Genomic DNA, 18,041 nt, shown 5'->3' on the forward strand with positions numbered 1-18,041 from the left:
CCCGCCTCAATCGACATCCAGATCCCGCGCCTCGGACGGGATCAGGATCGGAATGCCGCCGCGGATCGGGAAGGCCAGACGTGCGGGCTTCGAGATCAGTTCCTGTGCGGCGGCATCATAATGCAGCACGGCATGGGTCAACGGGCACACAAGCACCTCCAGCATCCGCCTGTCGAAGGCAGGGCGCTCGGTGCTGACACGGTCGGGATTATCCTCCGGTTGCGCTGTGCTCATTGCAGGCTCTCTTCCCCTTCGCCACCGCTGCGCAGGGAGAAATCCATCAGCGTCAGCAGGGTTTCGCGCCGCACCGTCAGGTTGGGAGCCTCCAACAGGGCCTGCTTGTCCTCCGGAGAAAGCGGCATCAGCATCGAAAGCGAATTGATCAGCAATTCGTCCTCGGCATCACGCAGACTGTCCCAGTCGGTATCCATGCCATTGGCCTCGAAAAACCGGCTGAGAAGCGCAAAGAAACTCTCGCGTTGCAGGCCCCGGTCATGGTCAGGCCCATGCAGATCGCCGGAGAACTCGTCCCACTCGACCTCGCCCATAATGTAGGGCGTGAACCCGTCGCGTGCGCCCATCAGACGGAAGCGCGAGATGCCGGTCAGGGTGATCAGATAGCGCCCGTCCTCGGTTTCGGAAAACCCCGTCAGACGCCCCGCGCAGCCGATCGGCGCAAGCTCGGCCTCGTCCTCGCCGTGGTTGCGCGGCAAGATCATCCCGATCAACCGCCCCGGCGTTTTCAGGCAATCCTCGATCATCTGCAAATAGCGCGGCTCGAAGATATGCAGGGGCAGCGTCCCCCGGGGCAGCAAAAGCGCCCCGGGCAACGGGAAGAGCGGAATGGCATCGGGCAGGTCGATTGCGTTCATCATGGACCACCAGCTAGGCCGAAACCCCGATCAGACAAATATCATCGAGGCGAGTTTGCGACGCCCCTTTGCAACCAGAGGATCGGTGGGTTTGAGCGCCTCGAAAATGGTCTGCAACTGGGCTTTGGCCGCGCCATCATTCCATTCGCGGTCACGGCGGAACAGCTCCAGAAGCTGGTTGATCGCGCCTTCCGCATCACCTGCGGCAAACAGCGCCTGCGCCAGATCGAAGCGCGCCTGAGCATCGGTCGGATCGGCATCCACTTTGGCCTGCAGTTCCGCCTGCGGACCGGCATTGGCCGATTGTTTGGCAAGTTCCAGCTGTGCCAGCGCCGCCTCGACCGATGCCGCCGTGGCAAGGGCGGGCGCAAGATTTTCAACCAGCGCCTGCGCCTGCTCAAGCTGCCCTGCCGCGATATGGGCACGGATCAACCCCGAGAAGGCCTCGGCATTTTCAGGCTCTTCGTCCAGAATGGCCGCAAAGGTCTCGGCGGCGTCCTCGGCCGCGCCCTCCGCCAGCATCTCTTCGGCGGCGGCAATCGCATCGGCCAGACCGTTATCGGCCCCCGGCCCCATCTCGGCGATCTTGGTCACGAATTTCTCGATCTCGGAGCCCGGAAGCGCGCCCTGGAACCCGTCCACCGGCTGGCCCTGATAGAAGGCATAGACGGTCGGGATGGACTGCACCCGCATCTGCCCTGCGAGCATCTGGTTTTCATCGACATTGATCTTGGCCATCACGACCGCACCCTTGGCCTTGGTCACCGCCGCTTCCAGCGCCGGCCCCAGCGTCTTGCACGGGCCACACCACGGCGCCCAAAAATCGACGATCACTGGCACGGTTTGCGATCTCTCGATCACGTCGGCCATGAAATTGGCTTCGGTTACGTCCTTGATCAGGTCATCGGTTGCGGCTGTCATACCGCCGATCATCTCATTGCCGAGCATGGGATCTTCCTTCCGGAGTTCTGTCGGTGTCTATATGCGCTCGCGGACCCGCCCCGCCAAGGGCTGCCCTGCGGGACGCGCGAAATTAAAGATCGAAAGTCGCGAAGACCGGCGCATGGTCGGAGGGCTGTTCCCAACCGCGCACATCGCGCAGGATACGCGAGCCCGAGGCCGCGCCCGCAATATCCGCTGTCGCCCAGATATGGTCCAGACGACGGCCCTTATCGGCGGCGGACCAATCCTTGGCGCGATAGCTCCACCAGCTATAAAGCAGCCCTTCGGGGATGTCCTGACGGGTCACATCGACCCAGTTGCCCGCTTTCATCACCGCGTCCAGATGCTCTACCTCGATGGGCGTATGGCTGACGATTTTCAGAAGCTGCTTATGCGACCAGACATCATCCTCGCGCGGGGCGATATTCAGATCGCCCACAAGGATGGCACGCTCGGGCGCTTTGGCGGCGAATTCATCGCGCATATGGGTGAGGTAATCCAGCTTCTGGCCGAATTTCTCGTTCACCTCGCGGTCGGGCACATCGCCCCCTGCGGGCACATAGAAGTTATGCACAGTCACGCCATTGGCAAGACGCCCCGCCACATGGCGCGCATGGCCCAGATTGGCATAATCGCCGGCGCCTGCCTCTTCCATCGGGATCTTGGAAAAGATCGCCACCCCGTTATAGCCCTTCTGGCCGCGGGCAACCATATGCTCGTAGCCCAAAGCGCGGAAGCTCTCGAAGGGGATGCTCTCCACAGGGCTCTTGCACTCCTGCAGGCACAGCACATCGGGCGCCTCTTCGCGCATCAGACGCGCCACAAGCCCCTCGCGCAGGCGGACCGAGTTGATGTTCCAGGTGGCAAGGGTAAAGCTCATGGGTGTCTCCGTTTATCGCGCGCGGATAGTGGCGATAACGGCCGTGGGGCGCAAGGCGAAAGGCAAGGCTCCACCCCGGCCATCCCAGGCAAAGGCCCCCTCCTGCGGCCCGGATCGGCCTCACGCGCCGCGCCCGAGCGGGGGATCGGCAGCGCCACGGACAAAATGGGGGGAAACCGTACGGGCGACCGGACTCGAACCGGTATGGGCCTAGGCCCCAGGGAGTTTAAGTCCCATGCGTCTACCATTCCGCCACGCCCGCAACGTCGTCTTGGCTAAGCGAAAGGCTGCGAAGGCGCAAGAGGCCAGCGCCTCTAACCCTTCAATATTTCGTCCAAACGCGCCTTTTCCTCGACACTCAGCGCCTCGGGGCGGGGGTCGTGACGGCGAGCCCTGCGGCGCACCCAGACCACCACACTGCCCAAGGCAATCAGCAAGGTGGCAGGCCCCGCCCAGTAGAGCAGCAGATTGGCGCCCTTCGCCTCGGGAGAAAACAGCACATATTCCCCGTAGCGCGCCGTCACATATTCCAGCACCTGCTGGTCCGTATCGCCCGCCACCAGCCTTTCGCGCACCAGACGCCGCAGATCACGGGCCACGGCGGCGTTGGAATCGTCGATATCCTCGCCTTGGCAGACGGGGCAGCGCAGCTCTGTGCTCAGGGCGCGGGCGCGGGCCTCCAGCGCCGGATCGGGCAGGATCTCGTCGGGCTGCACGGCCAGAACCGCCGCCGCCTGCAACATGACGAAAGACAGGGCGCAAAGAAGGATACGGATCATCGGCACGGCCTCACTCTGCCGGAGTTGCGGAAGAGACGGCCGACGCCTTGCGCGCGCCCGCAGCCACACGATACCGGCGGTCCGACAGGCTGAGCAACCCGCCAAGGGCCATGATAATCGCCCCGCCCCAGATCCAGATCGCGAAGGGTTTGATATAGGTGCGCACGGCCCAGCCGCCATTCTCCTGCGGATCGCCGATCACCAGATAGATGTCGCGCAGGAAGCCACTATGGATTGCGGCCTCTGTGGTGGGCATGCCCTCGGTCGGATAGACCCGCTTTTCGGGATGCAGCACCGTGATCACCTTCCCGCCACGCCGCACAGTCATCGTGGCGGTGGTGGCAACATAGTTCGGCCCCTGATCGCGATGCACCTCATCAAGGCTGATCCGGTATCCGGCCACCTCGAAGGGCTGCCCCTCCTGTGCCACGCGGATATCCTCGACCTGACCGGCGGTCAGCAGCCCGACCCCCATGATGGTGATCGCCAGACCGGAATGCGCCACCGCCTTGCCCCAATCGGCGCGCGGCAGGCGCAACAGCCGTGCGGGCCTGCGTCCGGCACGCTGCCAGAGTTCGACAAGCGCCCCCAGAATGATCCATGCCCCGAGGAAACTGGCCACCAGCGCCATCAGCGACCGGCCCGTTTCCATTGTCCATCCCAGTCCGGCAATCGCCAGCGCCAGCACGAAGGCCGGCAGCAGCGGACGCAGCACACGGCCCATCTTCGCACGTTTCCACGGCATCATCGCCCCGACCGGCAGCACCAGCGCCAGTGCCACGAAGAACGGCGTGAAGCTTTTATCGAAGAACGGCGCCCCGACCGAAAGCTTGCGCGCCCAGAACATCTCGGCCAGCAGGGGCCAGATCGTGCCCACAAACACCACAAGCGCCGCCACGGCCAGCAGGATATTGTTCAGCACAAGCGCGTTTTCCCGCGACAGCATGGAAAACACGCCCCGCGCCTGCATGGCCCCCGCGCGGAAGGCATAGAGCGTCAGCGCCCCGCCCACGAAGACCGCCAGAATGCTCAGGATATAGATCCCGCGCTGCGGGTCGTTGGCAAAGCTATGCACCGAGGTAATCACACCGGAGCGCACGATAAACGTGCCGATCAGCGAAAATCCGAAGGCCAGAATGGCCAGAAGGATCGTCCAGCTTTTCAGCGCCTCGCGTTTTTCCACAACGATCGCACTATGCAAAAGCGCCGCCGCCAGAAGCCACGGCATGAAGGAGGCGTTTTCCACAGGGTCCCAGAACCAGAAACCGCCCCAGCCCAGCTCGTAATAGGCCCACCATGATCCAAGGGCGATACCGATGGTCAGAAAGATCCATGCCGCAAGCGTCCAGGGCCGCACCCAGCGCGCCCATGCCGCATCGACGCGCCCCTCGATGAGGGCGGCCACGGCAAAGGAAAAGGCCATCGAAAGCCCGACATAGCCCAGATAGAGGAAGGGCGGGTGGAAGGCCAGACCGGGGTCTTGCAGCAGCGGGTTCATCCCGCGCCCGTTCATCGGCGGATTGGCCATGCGCAGAAACGGGTTCGAGGTGAACAGGATGAAAATCAGGAATGCCAGCCCGATCATGCCCTGCACCGACAGGACACGGGCCCGCAGACGGGGCGGGAGATTGCCACCAAACCATGCCGCCGCCGCGCCGAAGATCGACAGGATCAGCACCCAAAGCAGCATGGAGCCCTCGTGGTTGCCCCAAACTCCCGAGACCTTATAGAGCATCGGCTTGTCGGTGTGACTGTTCTCGTAGACCAGCGCGACCGAAAAATCCGATGTCACGAAAGCATAGGTCAGCGCCAGAAAGGATGTCACGACAAGCAGAAACTGCACCGTCGCCGCCGGTCCGGCGACCGCCATCCAGCCGCGCCAGTTCTTATGCGCCCCGATCAGCGGCACAAGGGACTGAATAACGGCCACAAAAAGTGCCAGTATAAGAGTAAAGTGACCTAGCTCGGCAATCATCGCGGGGGCCTCCTGTTGCGCAGGCACCTTACCGCCCGCAGGCGCGTAGGAAAAGCACCCAGCCTATCACACCATGGAATATGTTGCAGGCTTGGCCCTAGCCGATCACCGCAGGCCGCCTTGTGCCCAGCAACAGGCTGGTTTCGCTGCGGCGCACCCCTTCGAAGGCGCGGATGATCAGCAGAAGATCATCGAATTCTTGCAGATTGCGGGCGCCGATCTCCAGCAGGAGATCCCATTGCCCATTGGTCGTATGCACCGCCTGCACCAGAGGCAGGCCCAGCAGGTTCTGCACGATCTGGTCGGTCTGGCGACCGTCGATCTCCAGCAACATCACCCCGCGCACGGCAGCCTGCGGCGCATCCGAGCGGGTCTGGACGGAAAAGCCGGTAATCTCGCCCCGCGAGATCATCTTTTCGATCCGCGAGCGCACGGTGGCCCGCGACAGGTTGAGCTGGGTCGCCAGATCGGAGACAGCCGCCCGCCCATCGCGACGCAGCGCGGCAATCAGACGGCGGTCCGTATCATCGAGCTGATCAGAAGAAACGCTCTCACCTGTCATGAAATCACCTCGGGAAAACCGCTCTCAGACATCCCTATCCGGCTCGGACAGGGCAACCACAGGAACAAAAACAGCACATGCTGCGGCCCCTTTTGATTAATTTACCACAGCTCTGCAAGCGGTTTCTGGCACGGCATGAAGGCCGGCCTGCCCCCGAACCACCCCGCCCAAGAGGCCGATCGCCCGCCCCCCCCGGAGGGTCCTCACGTCAATGGCCTTTACTTCACGGCGCAATGACCGCATGCATGGACGATACCGACACGGGCCGGAATGCGCCGATTTTGGCCTGCGGGCCGTGCCAGCACGCGTTCCGGTCCTTATCCGAAGGATAGCCCCATGCGTTTCATGCTCCCGATTGCCCTGATTGCTTGTCTTGCCGCCTGCAAACCCGATGCCCCACCAGCGGATATGCTGGCCGCTCTGCCTGTCGGGCAGGAATGGCAGGTCACGCAGATCGCAGGCCGTCCGGTGCCCGAGGGGGTCAAGGTCAACCTGCTCCATCCGGAAGCGGAGCAGATTGCCGGAAATTCGGGCTGCAACCGCTATAGCGCGCCTGTGGAACGGCGCGACGGCAAGCTGCATATCGGTGCGATTGTCGGCACCCGCATGATGTGCTCGGAACCGCAAATGCAGACCGAACAGGCCTTCCATGCAGCCATTGCCCGCGTCGACAGTGTTGCGGCCACACAAGACGGCATCGAACTGCGCGCCGATGGCCAACCCGTTATCATCGCGGTCAGACCTGCGGACTGATCGCCGCCGCATCCGTCACCGTCTCCATCGCCACATAGGTGGTGGTGGAGGAAACATGTGGCAAAGCCGAGATTTTCTCGCCCATCACACGGCGATAATCGGTGATATCGCGGGTCCGGACCTTCAGCAGGTAATCGAAGCCGCCAGCGATCATATGGCACTCTTCCACCTCGGGAAGGGCGCGCACCGCGCGGTTGAACGCCGCCAGCGACACCTCGCGCGTGTCCAAGAGCCGCACCTCGACAAATGCCACATGGCTCAGCCCCATACGGATCGGGCTGAGCACGGCGCGATAGCCCTTGATCACCCCCAGATCCTCAAGCCGCTTCATCCGCGCCTGCACAGGCGTCTTGGTCAGCCCGACGCGGCGCGCAAGCTCGGTAACAGACAGCCGCCCCTCTTCCGAAAGCGCCGCGAGAATCTTCTGGTCGTAATTATCGAGGTCTGGCAGATCATTTGGCATGTTTAGACCCGTATCTTTGGTTTCTTCGACCAAGAATTGTCATCGAATGGGCGAAATAAAAAGTGGTTTCGATGTAGATTAGACAAAATACCTTCCTTGAGGCCCGCCATGACCAAAATTTCATCTCCCATCGTTGATCCGGCGCTGGACTTCCAGCAGATCGACGCGCTGACGTTGCAACCCGAAGAACCGCTGCTGGACCGCCTGATCGCGCAGGCCGCGCTGGATGAGAGCACGCGGGGCAAGATTGCCGCACGCGGGGCCGCACTGGTGCGCCGTATCCGCGCCGATAGCCGTCCGGGCCTGATGGAGGTCTTTCTGGCGGAATACGGTCTGTCGACCGAGGAAGGCATTGCGCTGATGTGTCTGGCCGAGGCGCTGTTGCGCGTGCCGGATGCCGACACGATGGATGCGCTGATCGAAGACAAGATCGCACCGTCGGATTGGGGCAAGCATCTGGGCCATTCGGCCTCGCCGCTGGTCAATGCTTCCACGTGGGGCCTGATGCTGACGGGCAAGGTGCTCGATGACCGTCCGCCGGGAATGGCAGGCCATCTGCGCGGCGCGATCCGCCGTCTGGGCGAGCCGGTGATCCGCAAGGCCGTAAGCCGCGCGATGAAGGAAATGGGCCGCCAGTTCGTTCTGGGTGAAACCATCCAGTCGGCGATGGTGCGCGCCAAGAAGCAGGAAGCCAAGGGCTATTCCTACAGCTATGACATGCTGGGCGAAGCCGCCCGCACCATGAAAGACGCCAAGCGCTACGAGGAAGACTACTCGCAAGCGATCGACGCGATTGCCACCAACTGCCGCAAGGGTCACCTTTACGACAACCCCGGCATTTCGGTGAAATTCTCGGCGCTGCATCCGCGCTACGAGCTTGCCAAGGAAGAGCGCGTGATGGCCGAGCTGGTGCCGGTCGTGCTGCGTCTGGCGCAAAAAGCCGCCAAAGCCGATATGAGCTTCACCGTCGATGCCGAAGAAGTCGACCGCATGACGCTGTCCTTCAAGGTGATCGAGGCCGTTCTGGCCGATCCGTCGCTGGCAGGCTGGGACGGTTTTGCCGTGGTGGTGCAGGCCTATGGCCGCCGCTGCACCCCTGCAATCGACTGGCTCTACGATCTGGCGCAGCGCTATGACCGCAAGATCATGGTCCGTCTGGTGAAAGGCGCCTATTGGGACGCCGAGGTGAAGCGCGCGCAGGTCATGGGCCTCAAGGACTTCCCCGTATTCACCCGCAAAGCCTCGACCGATGTCAGCTACATCTCCAATGCCCGCAAGCTTCTCAGCCTGCGCGACCGGATCTACCCGCAATTTGCAGGCCATAACGCGCATACCGTGTCGGCCGTGCTGGAAATGACCGAAGGCGAAGACCGTCGCAATTTCGAATTCCAGCGTCTGCATGGCATGGGCGAGCGTCTGCATGACCTCGTTCTGGGCGATCACAAGACCCGCTGCCGGATCTATGCGCCCTGTGGTGCCCACCGCGACCTGCTGGCCTATCTGGTGCGTCGCCTGCTGGAAAACGGCGCGAATTCGAGCTTCGTGAACCAGATCGTGGACGAGGATGTGACCCCCGAGGAAGTGGCCTCCTGCCCCTTCGCTCAGGTGGAAAGCACCCGCCATGTGGAAAACCCGATCCTGCGCAAACCCGATGCGCTGTTCGGCGACCGCAAGAACTCGACCGGCTTCGATCTGACCGAACGCGACGCTCTGGCGACCATTGATGCCGCCCGTGCACCGTTCAAGGCTGCCCGTTTCGAGGCCCGTCCGCTGATCGCAGGCACCGCACAGCCGCTGCCCGTTGTCGAGGCGCTCAACCCCTCGAATGGCGATGTGATCGGTCAGGTCTTCAACGCCTCCAGCGCCGATGTCGAGACCGCTCTGGCCAATGCCCAACCGTGGGCCGCGTCGGAAACCGAACGCGCCGAGGTTCTTAACCGCGCCGCAGAGCTTTACGAAGCCCATTACGGCGAAATCTTCGCGGCCCTCGCCCGCGAGGCCGGCAAGATCCAGATCGATGCCGTGGCCGAGCTGCGCGAAGCTGTCGACTTCCTGCATTACTACGCCCACAACATCCCGCAAAATGCGCAGGCGCGTGGCCTCTTCACCTGCATCAGCCCGTGGAACTTCCCGCTGGCGATCTTCACCGGTCAGGTGGCCGCAGCCCTTGCGACCGGCAATGCCGTGCTGGCCAAGCCCGCCGAGCAGACGCCGATCATCGCCACCCTCGCCGTGCAGCTTCTGCATGAGGCAGGCGTGCCGCGCGAAGCCCTGCAACTGCTGCCGGGGGATGGGGCGACCGTGGGCGCGCGCCTGACCTCGGATGCGCGGATCAATGGCGTGGCCTTCACCGGCTCGACCGAGACCGCGAAGATCATCCGTCGCGCTATGGCCGACAACATGGACCCCGGCGCGCCGCTGATCGCGGAAACCGGTGGTCTGAACGCCATGATCGTCGATTCCACCGCCCTGCCGGAACAGGCCGTGCGCGATATCCTCGTCTCGGCCTTCCAATCGGCGGGTCAGCGCTGCTCGGCCCTGCGTTGCCTCTATGTGCAGGACGATATCGCACCCACCATTCAGGAAATGCTGTTTGGCGCGATGGACGAGCTGCTGGTGGACAACCCGTGGGATCTGACCACCGATATCGGTCCGGTCATTGATGACGAGGCTGCAGGCATCATCCGCGACCACGTGGCAACCGCCCGTGCGCAAGGCCGCGTGCTGAAAGAAATCAGCGCCCCGCAACAGGGCCATTTCTGTGCCCCCGTCGCGATCCGTGTGAACGGCATCGAGGATATGAAACGCGAGATTTTCGGCCCCGTGCTGCATATCGCGACCTTCAAATCCGAAGACCTGCACAAGGTCATCGACGCGGTCAACGCGACCGGCTACGGGCTGACCTTCGGTCTGCACACCCGTATCGACAACCGCGTGCAGGAAGTCACGGAAAGCATCCATTGCGGCAATATCTACGTTAACCGCAACCAGGTGGGCGCGGTCGTGGGCAGCCAGCCTTTCGGTGGCGAAGGGCTTTCGGGCACCGGCCCCAAAGCGGGTGGCCCCGAATATCTGTGGCGCTTCACCACTTCGGCACCCTCGGACAAGCCGCAAGAGGCGCGCTCGCTTCCGGGCCCGACCGGTGAATCGAACCGCCTGACGCTGCATGTGCGCGAACCGCTCCTGTGCATGGGCCCCAGCGCCGAAGAGGCCCGCAACCAGAAAGCGGCTGTCGAAGCACTGGGCGGCGTGGCCGAAGTGGCCACCAATGTCACCCCCGACGGTCTGACCGCGAAACACGGCATTTCGGGGGCGCTCTACTGGGGCAAACCGGAAGAGGCGCGCAAATACGCGCAGGCCTTGGCCCGCCGTGAGGGACCCATCCTTGCGCTGATCACCGGCCATCCCGATGTGGGCCATGTCTGGCATGAACGCCACATCTGCATCGACACCACAGCGGCAGGCGGCAACGCCCAGCTTCTGGCCTCGGCGGGCGCGAAATAACCCGTCCGGACCCTGTTCCCCTGAATGGCCTCCCCTTGCGGGAGGCCATTTTTATTGTGGGCGCGGCATCTTCGCCTATGCTGGTTGGTGAACCGGAGGAAACGCCCATGATCATCGACCAGAATGCCCCGCAAACCGTGAGCTGTCATTGCGGTGCCGTAAAGCTGCAAATCCGTCTTGCAGACGGGCTGCGCACAGCGCGGCGCTGCGATTGCTCGTTCTGTCGCAGGCGCGGGGCGGCGGCTGTTACGGTGAAGCTGGAGGATCTGGAGATCACGCAGGGCGAAGAGAACCTGACCGTCTATCAGTTCAACACCAAGACGGCGGTGCATTACTTCTGCAAGACCTGCGGGATTTACACCCATCACCGCCGCCGCTCGGACCCGACCCAATATGGTGTGAACCTTGGTGCCATCGAGGGCGTGAACCCCCGCGACTGGGAGCCTGTCAAATGGGTCGACGGGGTCTCGCACCCCTCTGACAGATGAGCCGCTCCGAACGGCTGCTGCAGCTTCTGGACATCCTGCGCCGCCATCGCCATCCGGTGACGGGGGCCGCTCTGGCGCAGGAACTCGGGGTAAGCCTGCGCACGCTCTACCGCGATATTGCCACGCTTCAGGGGCAAGGCGCCCCGATCGAGGGCGAGGCCGGTCTGGGCTATGTGCTGCGCGAAGGCTTTCTGCTGCCGCCGCTGACCTTTCCGGTCGAAGAGCTTGAGGCGCTTGTTGTTGGCACCCGCTGGCTGGCCAGCAAGGGCGACAGCGATATGGCGCAGGCGGCGGAAAGCGCGCTTTCGCGGCTGCGCGCGGTGGTGCCTGCTGCCCTGCGCGACGAGATGGACCTGACCACGCTGGTGGTGGGCGGCCCGCGCCCTGCCCCCGATCAGGTGGCCTCGCGCGCGCTGCGGGCGGCCATCCGCCAGCAACAGAAGCTGCGCATTACCTATCGCACGGGCGAGGGCACCCTGTCGGAGCGCGTCATCTGGCCCGTGGCGCTGGCATTTTTTGACCAGGCGCGGGTGCTTCTGGGCTGGTGCGAGCTGCGCGGCGATTTCCGCAGTTTCCGCACCGACCGAATATCGGAAGCCCTGCCCACGGGCGAGACCTACCGCCCCCCGCGCAAGAAGCTGTTCGATGACTGGCGGCGCGCGCAGGGGCTGCTTGGCTGCTGACAGAAACTGACACAGGGGCACGCTAGAGAGGGGGCATCATGAAAAGGAGCACCCCATGACCCAGACCACCCTCTTTCTGTATGTCGCGGATATCGCACGGTCCTGTACCTTCTACGAAGCGGCTTTCGGGCAGGCACCGCTTGAAAGGATGGACCAGTTCGCGCTGTTCAAACTGCCCGACGGGCAAGCCCTTGGGCTTTGGCAGAAGGATCATGTGACACCGGCTGCCACGGGAGCTGCCGGGGGCTGCGAGATCGGCTTCAAGCTGGCCCAAGGCGAGGTCGACACACAATTTGACCAGTGGAAAGCGCTAGGTCCGGTCCTGATGGAGCCGACCGACCTGCCCTTTGGCCGCAGCTTCGTGATTGCCGACCCCGACGGGCACCGGCTGCGGCCCTATGCCATGGGCTGATCACTTCAGCAGACTGTCTTTCGACGCGCGGCGGTTCATTCCGCCGCGATTTGCATGACGGCTGTCATGGCCACCCTGACACTCGACGCAAAGCTTTACTCCGGGAATGGCCTTGCGCCGCGCCTCGGGGATCGGCTCGTCACAGTCCACGCAAAATTCGGCGCTTTCGCCCGTGGGGCCACGGCGCTGGCGCATACGGGCCAGTTCATCCTGAACCGAGGCTTCGATCTGTTCGTTCACGGCCCCGTCGCGGGCCCAACCTCCTGCCATAGCGCACCTCCTGTTTCCAAGATGGGCAGCATAGGCGCACGGCACAAGCCCGTTGGTCGCCAAGCGGCATTCTGGCATAGAAAAACGCCCCCGCGGGTGGCAGGGGCGTTTGGTCAATGTTGCAAAAAGGATCAGCTGCGCAGGCTGCCCTTGGTCGCCTTGGTGACCTTGTCGATGATCTTGGCAGAGACCGCCTCGATATCCTTATCGGTCAGCGTCTTGTCCCGCGGTTGCAGGCGGACGCTAAGCGCGATGGACTTCTTGCCCGCCCCCATCTGCTCTTCCGCTTTCGGGCCGGTGAACTGGTCGAAGACATTCACCGCCTCGATCAGCGCCTTATCCGCACCCAAGGCGGCATTTACGGCGGTCAGCACCTCGGTCTTGGCATCGACGACAAAGGCGAAGTCACGCTCGACCGCTTGCAGGTCGGACATTTCCAGCGCCGGACGCGACGGGCCCTTGGCTTTCGGGAAGGGCACATTTTCCAGCCAGATGGTGAAGGCCACAGCCGGACCTTTCACGCCCATCTCGCGCAGAACCTTGGGGTGGATCTCGCCAAAGGCACACAGCTTGTTCGGACCCAGCGCCATCACGCCCGAGCGACCGGGGTGCCACCAGCCATCCAGCTTGCGGTTGATCTGCATCCGCGCAGGCGCACCGATCGCCGACAGAATGACCTCGGCATCGGCCTTGGCGTCATACAGGTCCACCGGACGGCGCGAGCCATAGGGGTCACGCGGGGCGATCTGGCCGACCAGAAGGCCGGTTGCCTGCAGATGCTGCTCGCCCGGTTCGCCGCCCGTGAAGGCGGGGCCAACCTCGAAAAGCGCCAGATCGCCCGCGCCGCGTGCCTGATTGCGGCTGGCCGCTTGCAGAAGGCCCGGCAGCAGGTCGGGGCGCAGATGGGTCATTTCCGAGGAAATCGGGTTCTGCAGCTTGGTCGCATCCGCACCGCCGCCGAACAGCGTGGCCGAGGCGGCATCGATGAAGCTATAGGTCACGCATTCATTATAGCCCGCGCCCGCAATGGTACGACGCGCCATTTTCTCGCGGCGCTGCAGGGGCGTGAGGATCGCCCCCGGAACGCCTGCAGTCTCGCGCGCCATCGGCTTGCCTTCCAGCTGCGCGAGCGACGCGATACGCGCCACTTCCTCGACCAGATCGGCCTCGCCCAGAATATCGGGACGCCAGCTGGGCGGGGTCGCCATATCGCCGTCCAGCGTGAAGCCAAGCGCCTCAAGCGTTGCGCGTTGGGTCGCCTCGGGGATTTCCATGCCCACAAGGCTGATCACACGGGCGGGGTCGAGCTTATAGGCGCGATCCACCTGCGGCATGGCACCATCGGACACCACATGAGACGCCTCGCCGCCGCAGAGATCCAGCACCATCTGCGTCGCCAGCTCCAGCCCGTCCAGCGTGAAGGCCGGATCAACGCCACGTTCAAACCGGTAGCGCGCATCCGAATTGATCTTCAGCGCACGACCCGTGGCCGCCACGGTGATCGGGTCCCAATAGGCGGATTCAAGGAAGACATCGACGGTGTCAGCCTCGGCACCCGAGGCAGAGCCGCCCATGATACCGGCAAGGCTTTCGACGCCATTGTCATCCACGATCACCATCTGGCCTTCGCGCAGCGTATAGGTTTTCTCGTCGAGCGCGGCGAAGCTTTCGCCCCCTTTGGCGGGCTCGATACGCAGACCACCGGCCACCTTGGCCGCATCAAACACATGCAGCGGGCGGTTCAGGTCGAAGGTGAAGTAATTGGTGATATCCACCAGCGCCGAGATCGGACGCAGGCCAATCGCCTCAAGACGCTTTTTCAGCCATTCGGGGCTTTCGCCGTTTTTCACGCCACGGATCACGCGACCCGCGAAATAGGGGCAACCCTTGGCTTTCAGACCCGCGTCGATGGACACAGACACGGGGCTGTCGAAGCTGCCCGCAACCGGCGTGACCGCCAGCGGCTTCAGCTTGCCCAGACCCCGCGCGGCCAGATCACGCGCAATACCGCGCACGCCCAAAGCATCGGGGCGGTTCGGAGTGATCGCGATATCGATGACCGGATCGACAGCGGCAGGGTTGTTCACCGCCAGCCAGTCGACGAATTTCTGGCCGACCTCGCCCGAGGGCAGTTCGATGATGCCGTTATGCTCATCCGACAGCTCCAGCTCGCGCTCGGAGGCCATCATGCCGAAGCTTTCCACGCCGCGGATCTTGCCGACCGACAGGGTCACATCAAGGCCGGGCACATAATCGCCGGGCTTGGCCAGAACAACGGTGATGCCTTCGCGGGCATTGGGCGCGCCACAGACGATCTGCGTCTCGCCCTCATCGGTGGCCACACGGCAGACGCGCAGACGGTCGGCGTCGGGGTGGCTCTCGGCATGGACCACTTTGGCGATGGTAAAGCTGGCCAGCTTGGAGGCGGGGTCGATGACCTCTTCGACCTCAAGTCCCAGATCGGTCAGCGCATAGAGGATCTCGTCAAGGCTTGCCTCGGTGTCCAGATGCTCTTTCAGCCAGCTCAGCGTGAATTTCATGGGTCAACCCTTCGTCTATTCCCCCTACGGGATGCGGGCCTGTCCTAGCGGATAAGGGACCGGATGGGAAGGTCACTCCTGCCGCTTCGCGACATCCTTTGCGTCCCCCATCTGCAAAAGCCGGATTTCCCGCACCAGACGGATCGTCGGCTTGGCTGCAAAGAGGATCGAGCCGATCAGAAACAGCCATGTGCCGGGGATCATCCATGCGTCGAAGAAGAACATGATCGACCCCACCACAAAGCAAACGGCCGCCCCGAAATCGACCAATGTATAGGCGAGTTCATAGGCGGCATACAGCTTGCGCTTTTCGTCGGAATCACCGCGTTGGTCGCGGTGAAACAAGGGTTTTCCTGAAATCCGCATAAGCCTCTTTCAGTGTGCGTGCTCTTCTGCCCCGCTGGTGGCGGCCCGGACGACCGACCGGAAGATCACGCTGACCAGAACGACCACCAGCTCGACAAAAATGAGGCTGAGCATGTCGAAATTCCAGCCGAAAGACCCCATCATGACGCCAAAGACCACATGCATCGCGGCCACGACAAACATCACGACATCGTATTTCATACCCAGATCGTAATTACGCTCGTTCATCGTCTGGCGCGTGTCCGCCCATGCAATAACCAGCGTGATGCAGATCCCCGTGGCAAAGGCCATATAGCTTGCCAGAGGCATAACGCGGTCCACCCCGATGGCCAGCAGGAAGACAAACAGGATTGCACCGCCAAGGCTTGCCACACCAATGCGGGTGATCCCCGCCTCGTAATCCTCGTCCCGCGCGCGCGTCGTCCCCTTGCCCCAGACATATAGCTGACCCACAAGGCTGACCGCGCAGCCCAGTACCATCAGAAAAATCAACCCACCCCAGCTCATGAGATCCCTCCGGTTCCTACGATTTATCTCTGCCAGCATTCTTACCCGCCCCGCGCCAAACGGCCACCCACTTGGCGGGAAGTTGATGAGCAAGATCTTAATGTCGCAGCGAAAGATCAGCGGCCCGCCGCCAGATGCCCATTTTTTCAGCACACCATTCCAGCCTCCTCTGCCGCCAAATGCAAAACGCCGCCCCTCGGGGGCGGCGTCTTTGCGGTCTGCATCTTGGCAGGCAGGCTTAGCGGCTCAGGCCGCCCAGCACGGTCGGCACATCCTGCGGCGCGAAACCGTAATGCTTGAGCCAGCGCAGATCGCTGTCGAAAAAGGCGCGCAGATCGGGGATGCCATATTTGAGCATCGCCAGACGGTCGATCCCGATACCGAAGGCAAAGCCTTGATATTGCGTCGAATCCACACCAGCCGCCTCAAGCACCTTCGGGTGGACCATGCCCGACCCCAAAATCTCCATCCAGCTATTGCCTTCGCCGATCTTGAGTTGTTTGCCCTCCCAAGAGCAACGGATATCCACTTCTGCCGAAGGCTCGGTGAAGGGGAAATGCGAGGCGCGGAAGCGCAGCTCGACATTATCGACCTCGAAGAAGGCCTTGCAGAACTCTTCCAGCACCCATTTCAGGTTCGCCATCGAGATGTCCTTCCCGATCGCAAGCCCCTCGATCTGGTGGAACATCGGCGCGTGGGTCTGGTCCATATCCATGCGATACACACGGCCCGGCGCGATGACACGGATCGGCGCGCCCTGCTCCTGCATCGCGCGGATCTGCACGGGGCTGGTATGGGTGCGCAGCACATGCGGCGGACGGTCATCGCCCTCGGCACGATGCATGAAGAAGGTGTCATGCTCCTGGCGGGCGGGGTGCTCGGGCGCGATATTCAGCGCGTCGAAATTATGCCAGTCGTCTTCCACCTGCGGCCCTTCGGCCACCGAGAAGCCCATATCGGCGAAGATCGCGGTCACCTCGTCCATCACCTGAGACACAGGGTGGATGGTGCCCTGACGACGCGGACGCCCCGGAAGGGTCACATCCAGCCATTCATCCTGCAGACGTGCCTCGAGAGCGGCATCGGCCAGCGCCTGTTTCTTCTCGCGCAAGGCGGTGTCGATCTCGGTCTTCAGCTCGTTGAGCGCCTTACCGAAGGTCTGCTTTTCTTCCGGGCTCATCTTGCCCAGCTCGCGCATCATCAGGCTGATTTCGCCTTTTTTGCCAAGCCCTGCCAGACGCAGCTCTTCCAGAGCCGCCTCATCCGCGGCATCCGCCACGCCGGAAAGATATTTCGTGCGAAGCTGGTCGAGATCGCTCATCTGACTCTTACCCTCTGTAATGTTGGGGCCGTTGCTAGCCTCTGCGACGACTGTTTTCAAGCCGCGACCGAAGACAGTATCGAGTTTCTCGGCCGAAAGTCGGTCCAAGATCTGCTGCGATAGCTCACGGCGCGAGATATTGCGGTTACGACCCACACGCAGATCCGTGACATGCCAACAGATCCCGCCCGACATATGGCCCTCACCCCTCATAAGATGCTTGTCAAAAGGAGGTTCTGAAGCATCCGGAGCCGCCTCGAGTGTCTCGCGCATAGCGTTCGACAAAGGCGGAGACTCAATGTGTTTCGCCTCATCCCACTTTGCCAGATGAATGCGAACGAGTGCCAGTTCGTTGCGCAGATGCCCGATGGTGCACAAGACGCATTCCTCGAAGCCACATCCTTTGGAGTTGGATGCTCGAAGACACGCACCAATAGGCTTGTGATGCGCGCCCGCGCTCAGATCCTTATGAAGTCTCCGGAACACCTCATACGCGCCCAGAACCCAGAGCCGCAAGAGGTGAAGCTGCATCTGCAAGCCAGCATTATCCCCCTCCGCGCCGCTCCCCGCCCGATCCCTGCGCGACATTTCGTCTTCCATTGACCGCAGCAGGATATCCAGATTGGCATTCTGATCGAACATCGGATCAATATCGCCACCTCTCAATTCCGCGATATCGCGGGCCAGCCGCCATGATAGACACCACCCGCATCCTGCTTCCGCG

The 18,041-nt window shown here is 62.7% G+C and carries 18 protein-coding genes and 1 tRNA gene; 5 read left to right on the forward strand and 14 right to left on the reverse strand.

The genetic code is table 11. The annotated features are described in order from the left end of the window. Window positions 1-6: 6 nt before the first annotated feature. The 8 genes from RPE78_RS05255 to RPE78_RS05290 form a co-directional block, all read right to left on the reverse strand. On the reverse strand, window positions 7-234 hold the full coding sequence (locus RPE78_RS05255; RefSeq protein WP_339108440.1) for a Trm112 family protein: 228 nt from the start codon (window positions 232-234) through the stop codon (window positions 7-9). Continuing rightward, on the reverse strand, window positions 231-875 hold the full coding sequence (locus RPE78_RS05260) for an LON peptidase substrate-binding domain-containing protein (protein ID WP_339108441.1): 645 nt from the start codon (window positions 873-875) through the stop codon (window positions 231-233). The genes RPE78_RS05255 and RPE78_RS05260 overlap by 4 nt, the downstream gene beginning before the upstream one ends. A 27-nt stretch (window positions 876-902) precedes the next feature. Next, the gene (locus tag RPE78_RS05265; protein ID WP_406721421.1) at window positions 903-1,820 is read right to left on the reverse strand and encodes a tetratricopeptide repeat protein; all 918 of its coding nucleotides are present in this window, start codon (window positions 1,818-1,820) and stop codon (window positions 903-905) included. 85 nt (window positions 1,821-1,905) lie between these two features. Next, the gene (locus tag RPE78_RS05270) at window positions 1,906-2,694 is read right to left on the reverse strand and encodes an exodeoxyribonuclease III (protein ID WP_339108443.1); all 789 of its coding nucleotides are present in this window, start codon (window positions 2,692-2,694) and stop codon (window positions 1,906-1,908) included. Window positions 2,695-2,873: 179 nt separating this feature from the next. Continuing rightward, window positions 2,874-2,956 (reverse strand) — tRNA-Leu (locus RPE78_RS05275). 52 nt (window positions 2,957-3,008) lie between these two features. After that, window positions 3,009-3,464 (reverse strand): cytochrome c-type biogenesis protein, encoded by a 456-nt coding sequence (locus RPE78_RS05280; protein ID WP_406721617.1) that lies wholly within the window; start codon window positions 3,462-3,464, stop codon window positions 3,009-3,011. A gap of 19 nt (window positions 3,465-3,483) precedes the next feature. After that, window positions 3,484-5,448: a heme lyase CcmF/NrfE family subunit gene (locus RPE78_RS05285; RefSeq protein WP_406721422.1), complete on the reverse strand. Its 1,965-nt coding sequence runs from the start codon at window positions 5,446-5,448 to the stop codon at window positions 3,484-3,486. A 97-nt stretch (window positions 5,449-5,545) separates the two neighbouring features. Next, window positions 5,546-6,010: an Lrp/AsnC family transcriptional regulator gene (locus RPE78_RS05290; protein ID WP_339108446.1), complete on the reverse strand. Its 465-nt coding sequence runs from the start codon at window positions 6,008-6,010 to the stop codon at window positions 5,546-5,548. A gap of 336 nt (window positions 6,011-6,346) precedes the next feature. On the opposite strand from RPE78_RS05290, the gene RPE78_RS05295 reads away from it, so the two are divergent. Next, entirely contained in the window at window positions 6,347-6,763 is a 417-nt protein-coding gene (locus tag RPE78_RS05295) for an META domain-containing protein (protein ID WP_406721423.1), read from the forward strand. Here the strand turns inward: RPE78_RS05295 and RPE78_RS05300 are convergent. Next, on the reverse strand, window positions 6,747-7,226 hold the full coding sequence (locus tag RPE78_RS05300; protein WP_339108448.1) for an Lrp/AsnC family transcriptional regulator: 480 nt from the start codon (window positions 7,224-7,226) through the stop codon (window positions 6,747-6,749). The genes RPE78_RS05295 and RPE78_RS05300 overlap by 17 nt on opposite strands. Window positions 7,227-7,334: 108 nt before the next feature. Here RPE78_RS05300 and putA point away from each other — a divergent pair, with 108 nt between their 5' ends. The 4 genes from putA (at window position 7,335) to RPE78_RS05320 (ending at window position 12,313) form a co-directional block, all read left to right on the forward strand. Further along, entirely contained in the window at window positions 7,335-10,730 is a 3,396-nt protein-coding gene (gene putA, locus RPE78_RS05305) for a bifunctional proline dehydrogenase/L-glutamate gamma-semialdehyde dehydrogenase PutA (protein WP_406721424.1), read from the forward strand. 107 nt (window positions 10,731-10,837) lie between these two features. Continuing rightward, window positions 10,838-11,218: a GFA family protein gene (locus RPE78_RS05310; RefSeq protein ID WP_339108450.1), complete on the forward strand. Its 381-nt coding sequence runs from the start codon at window positions 10,838-10,840 to the stop codon at window positions 11,216-11,218. Beyond that, window positions 11,215-11,901 carry a helix-turn-helix transcriptional regulator gene (locus RPE78_RS05315; protein ID WP_406721425.1) on the forward strand — a complete coding sequence of 229 codons (687 nt, stop codon included), beginning with the start codon at window positions 11,215-11,217 and terminating at the stop codon, window positions 11,899-11,901. Before RPE78_RS05310 ends, RPE78_RS05315 begins: the two co-directional genes overlap by 4 nt. Window positions 11,902-11,956: 55 nt before the next feature. Next, on the forward strand, window positions 11,957-12,313 hold the full coding sequence (locus tag RPE78_RS05320) for a VOC family protein (protein ID WP_339108452.1): 357 nt from the start codon (window positions 11,957-11,959) through the stop codon (window positions 12,311-12,313). Here RPE78_RS05320 and RPE78_RS05325 read toward each other — a convergent pair whose 3' ends face one another. From RPE78_RS05325 to pheS, 5 genes are all read right to left on the reverse strand, one after another. Next, on the reverse strand, window positions 12,314-12,583 hold the full coding sequence (locus RPE78_RS05325) for a DksA/TraR family C4-type zinc finger protein (protein ID WP_406721426.1): 270 nt from the start codon (window positions 12,581-12,583) through the stop codon (window positions 12,314-12,316). A gap of 131 nt (window positions 12,584-12,714) precedes the next feature. Then, window positions 12,715-15,123: a phenylalanine--tRNA ligase subunit beta gene (gene pheT, locus RPE78_RS05330; RefSeq protein WP_406721427.1), complete on the reverse strand. Its 2,409-nt coding sequence runs from the start codon at window positions 15,121-15,123 to the stop codon at window positions 12,715-12,717. A gap of 72 nt (window positions 15,124-15,195) precedes the next feature. Continuing rightward, window positions 15,196-15,489 carry a YrhK family protein gene (locus RPE78_RS05335; protein ID WP_339108455.1) on the reverse strand — a complete coding sequence of 98 codons (294 nt, stop codon included), beginning with the start codon at window positions 15,487-15,489 and terminating at the stop codon, window positions 15,196-15,198. Window positions 15,490-15,498: 9 nt separating this feature from the next. Then, window positions 15,499-15,996 (reverse strand): hypothetical protein, encoded by a 498-nt coding sequence (locus RPE78_RS05340; RefSeq protein WP_339108456.1) that lies wholly within the window; start codon window positions 15,994-15,996, stop codon window positions 15,499-15,501. Window positions 15,997-16,234: 238 nt separating this feature from the next. Beyond that, window positions 16,235-17,317 (reverse strand): phenylalanine--tRNA ligase subunit alpha, encoded by a 1,083-nt coding sequence (pheS, locus tag RPE78_RS05345; protein WP_406721428.1) that lies wholly within the window; start codon window positions 17,315-17,317, stop codon window positions 16,235-16,237. Between the last annotated feature and the right edge of the window lie 724 nt (window positions 17,318-18,041).

It is taken from the genome of Thioclava litoralis, assembly GCF_045278885.1.
Lineage (GTDB): Bacteria > Pseudomonadota > Alphaproteobacteria > Rhodobacterales > Rhodobacteraceae > Thioclava > Thioclava litoralis.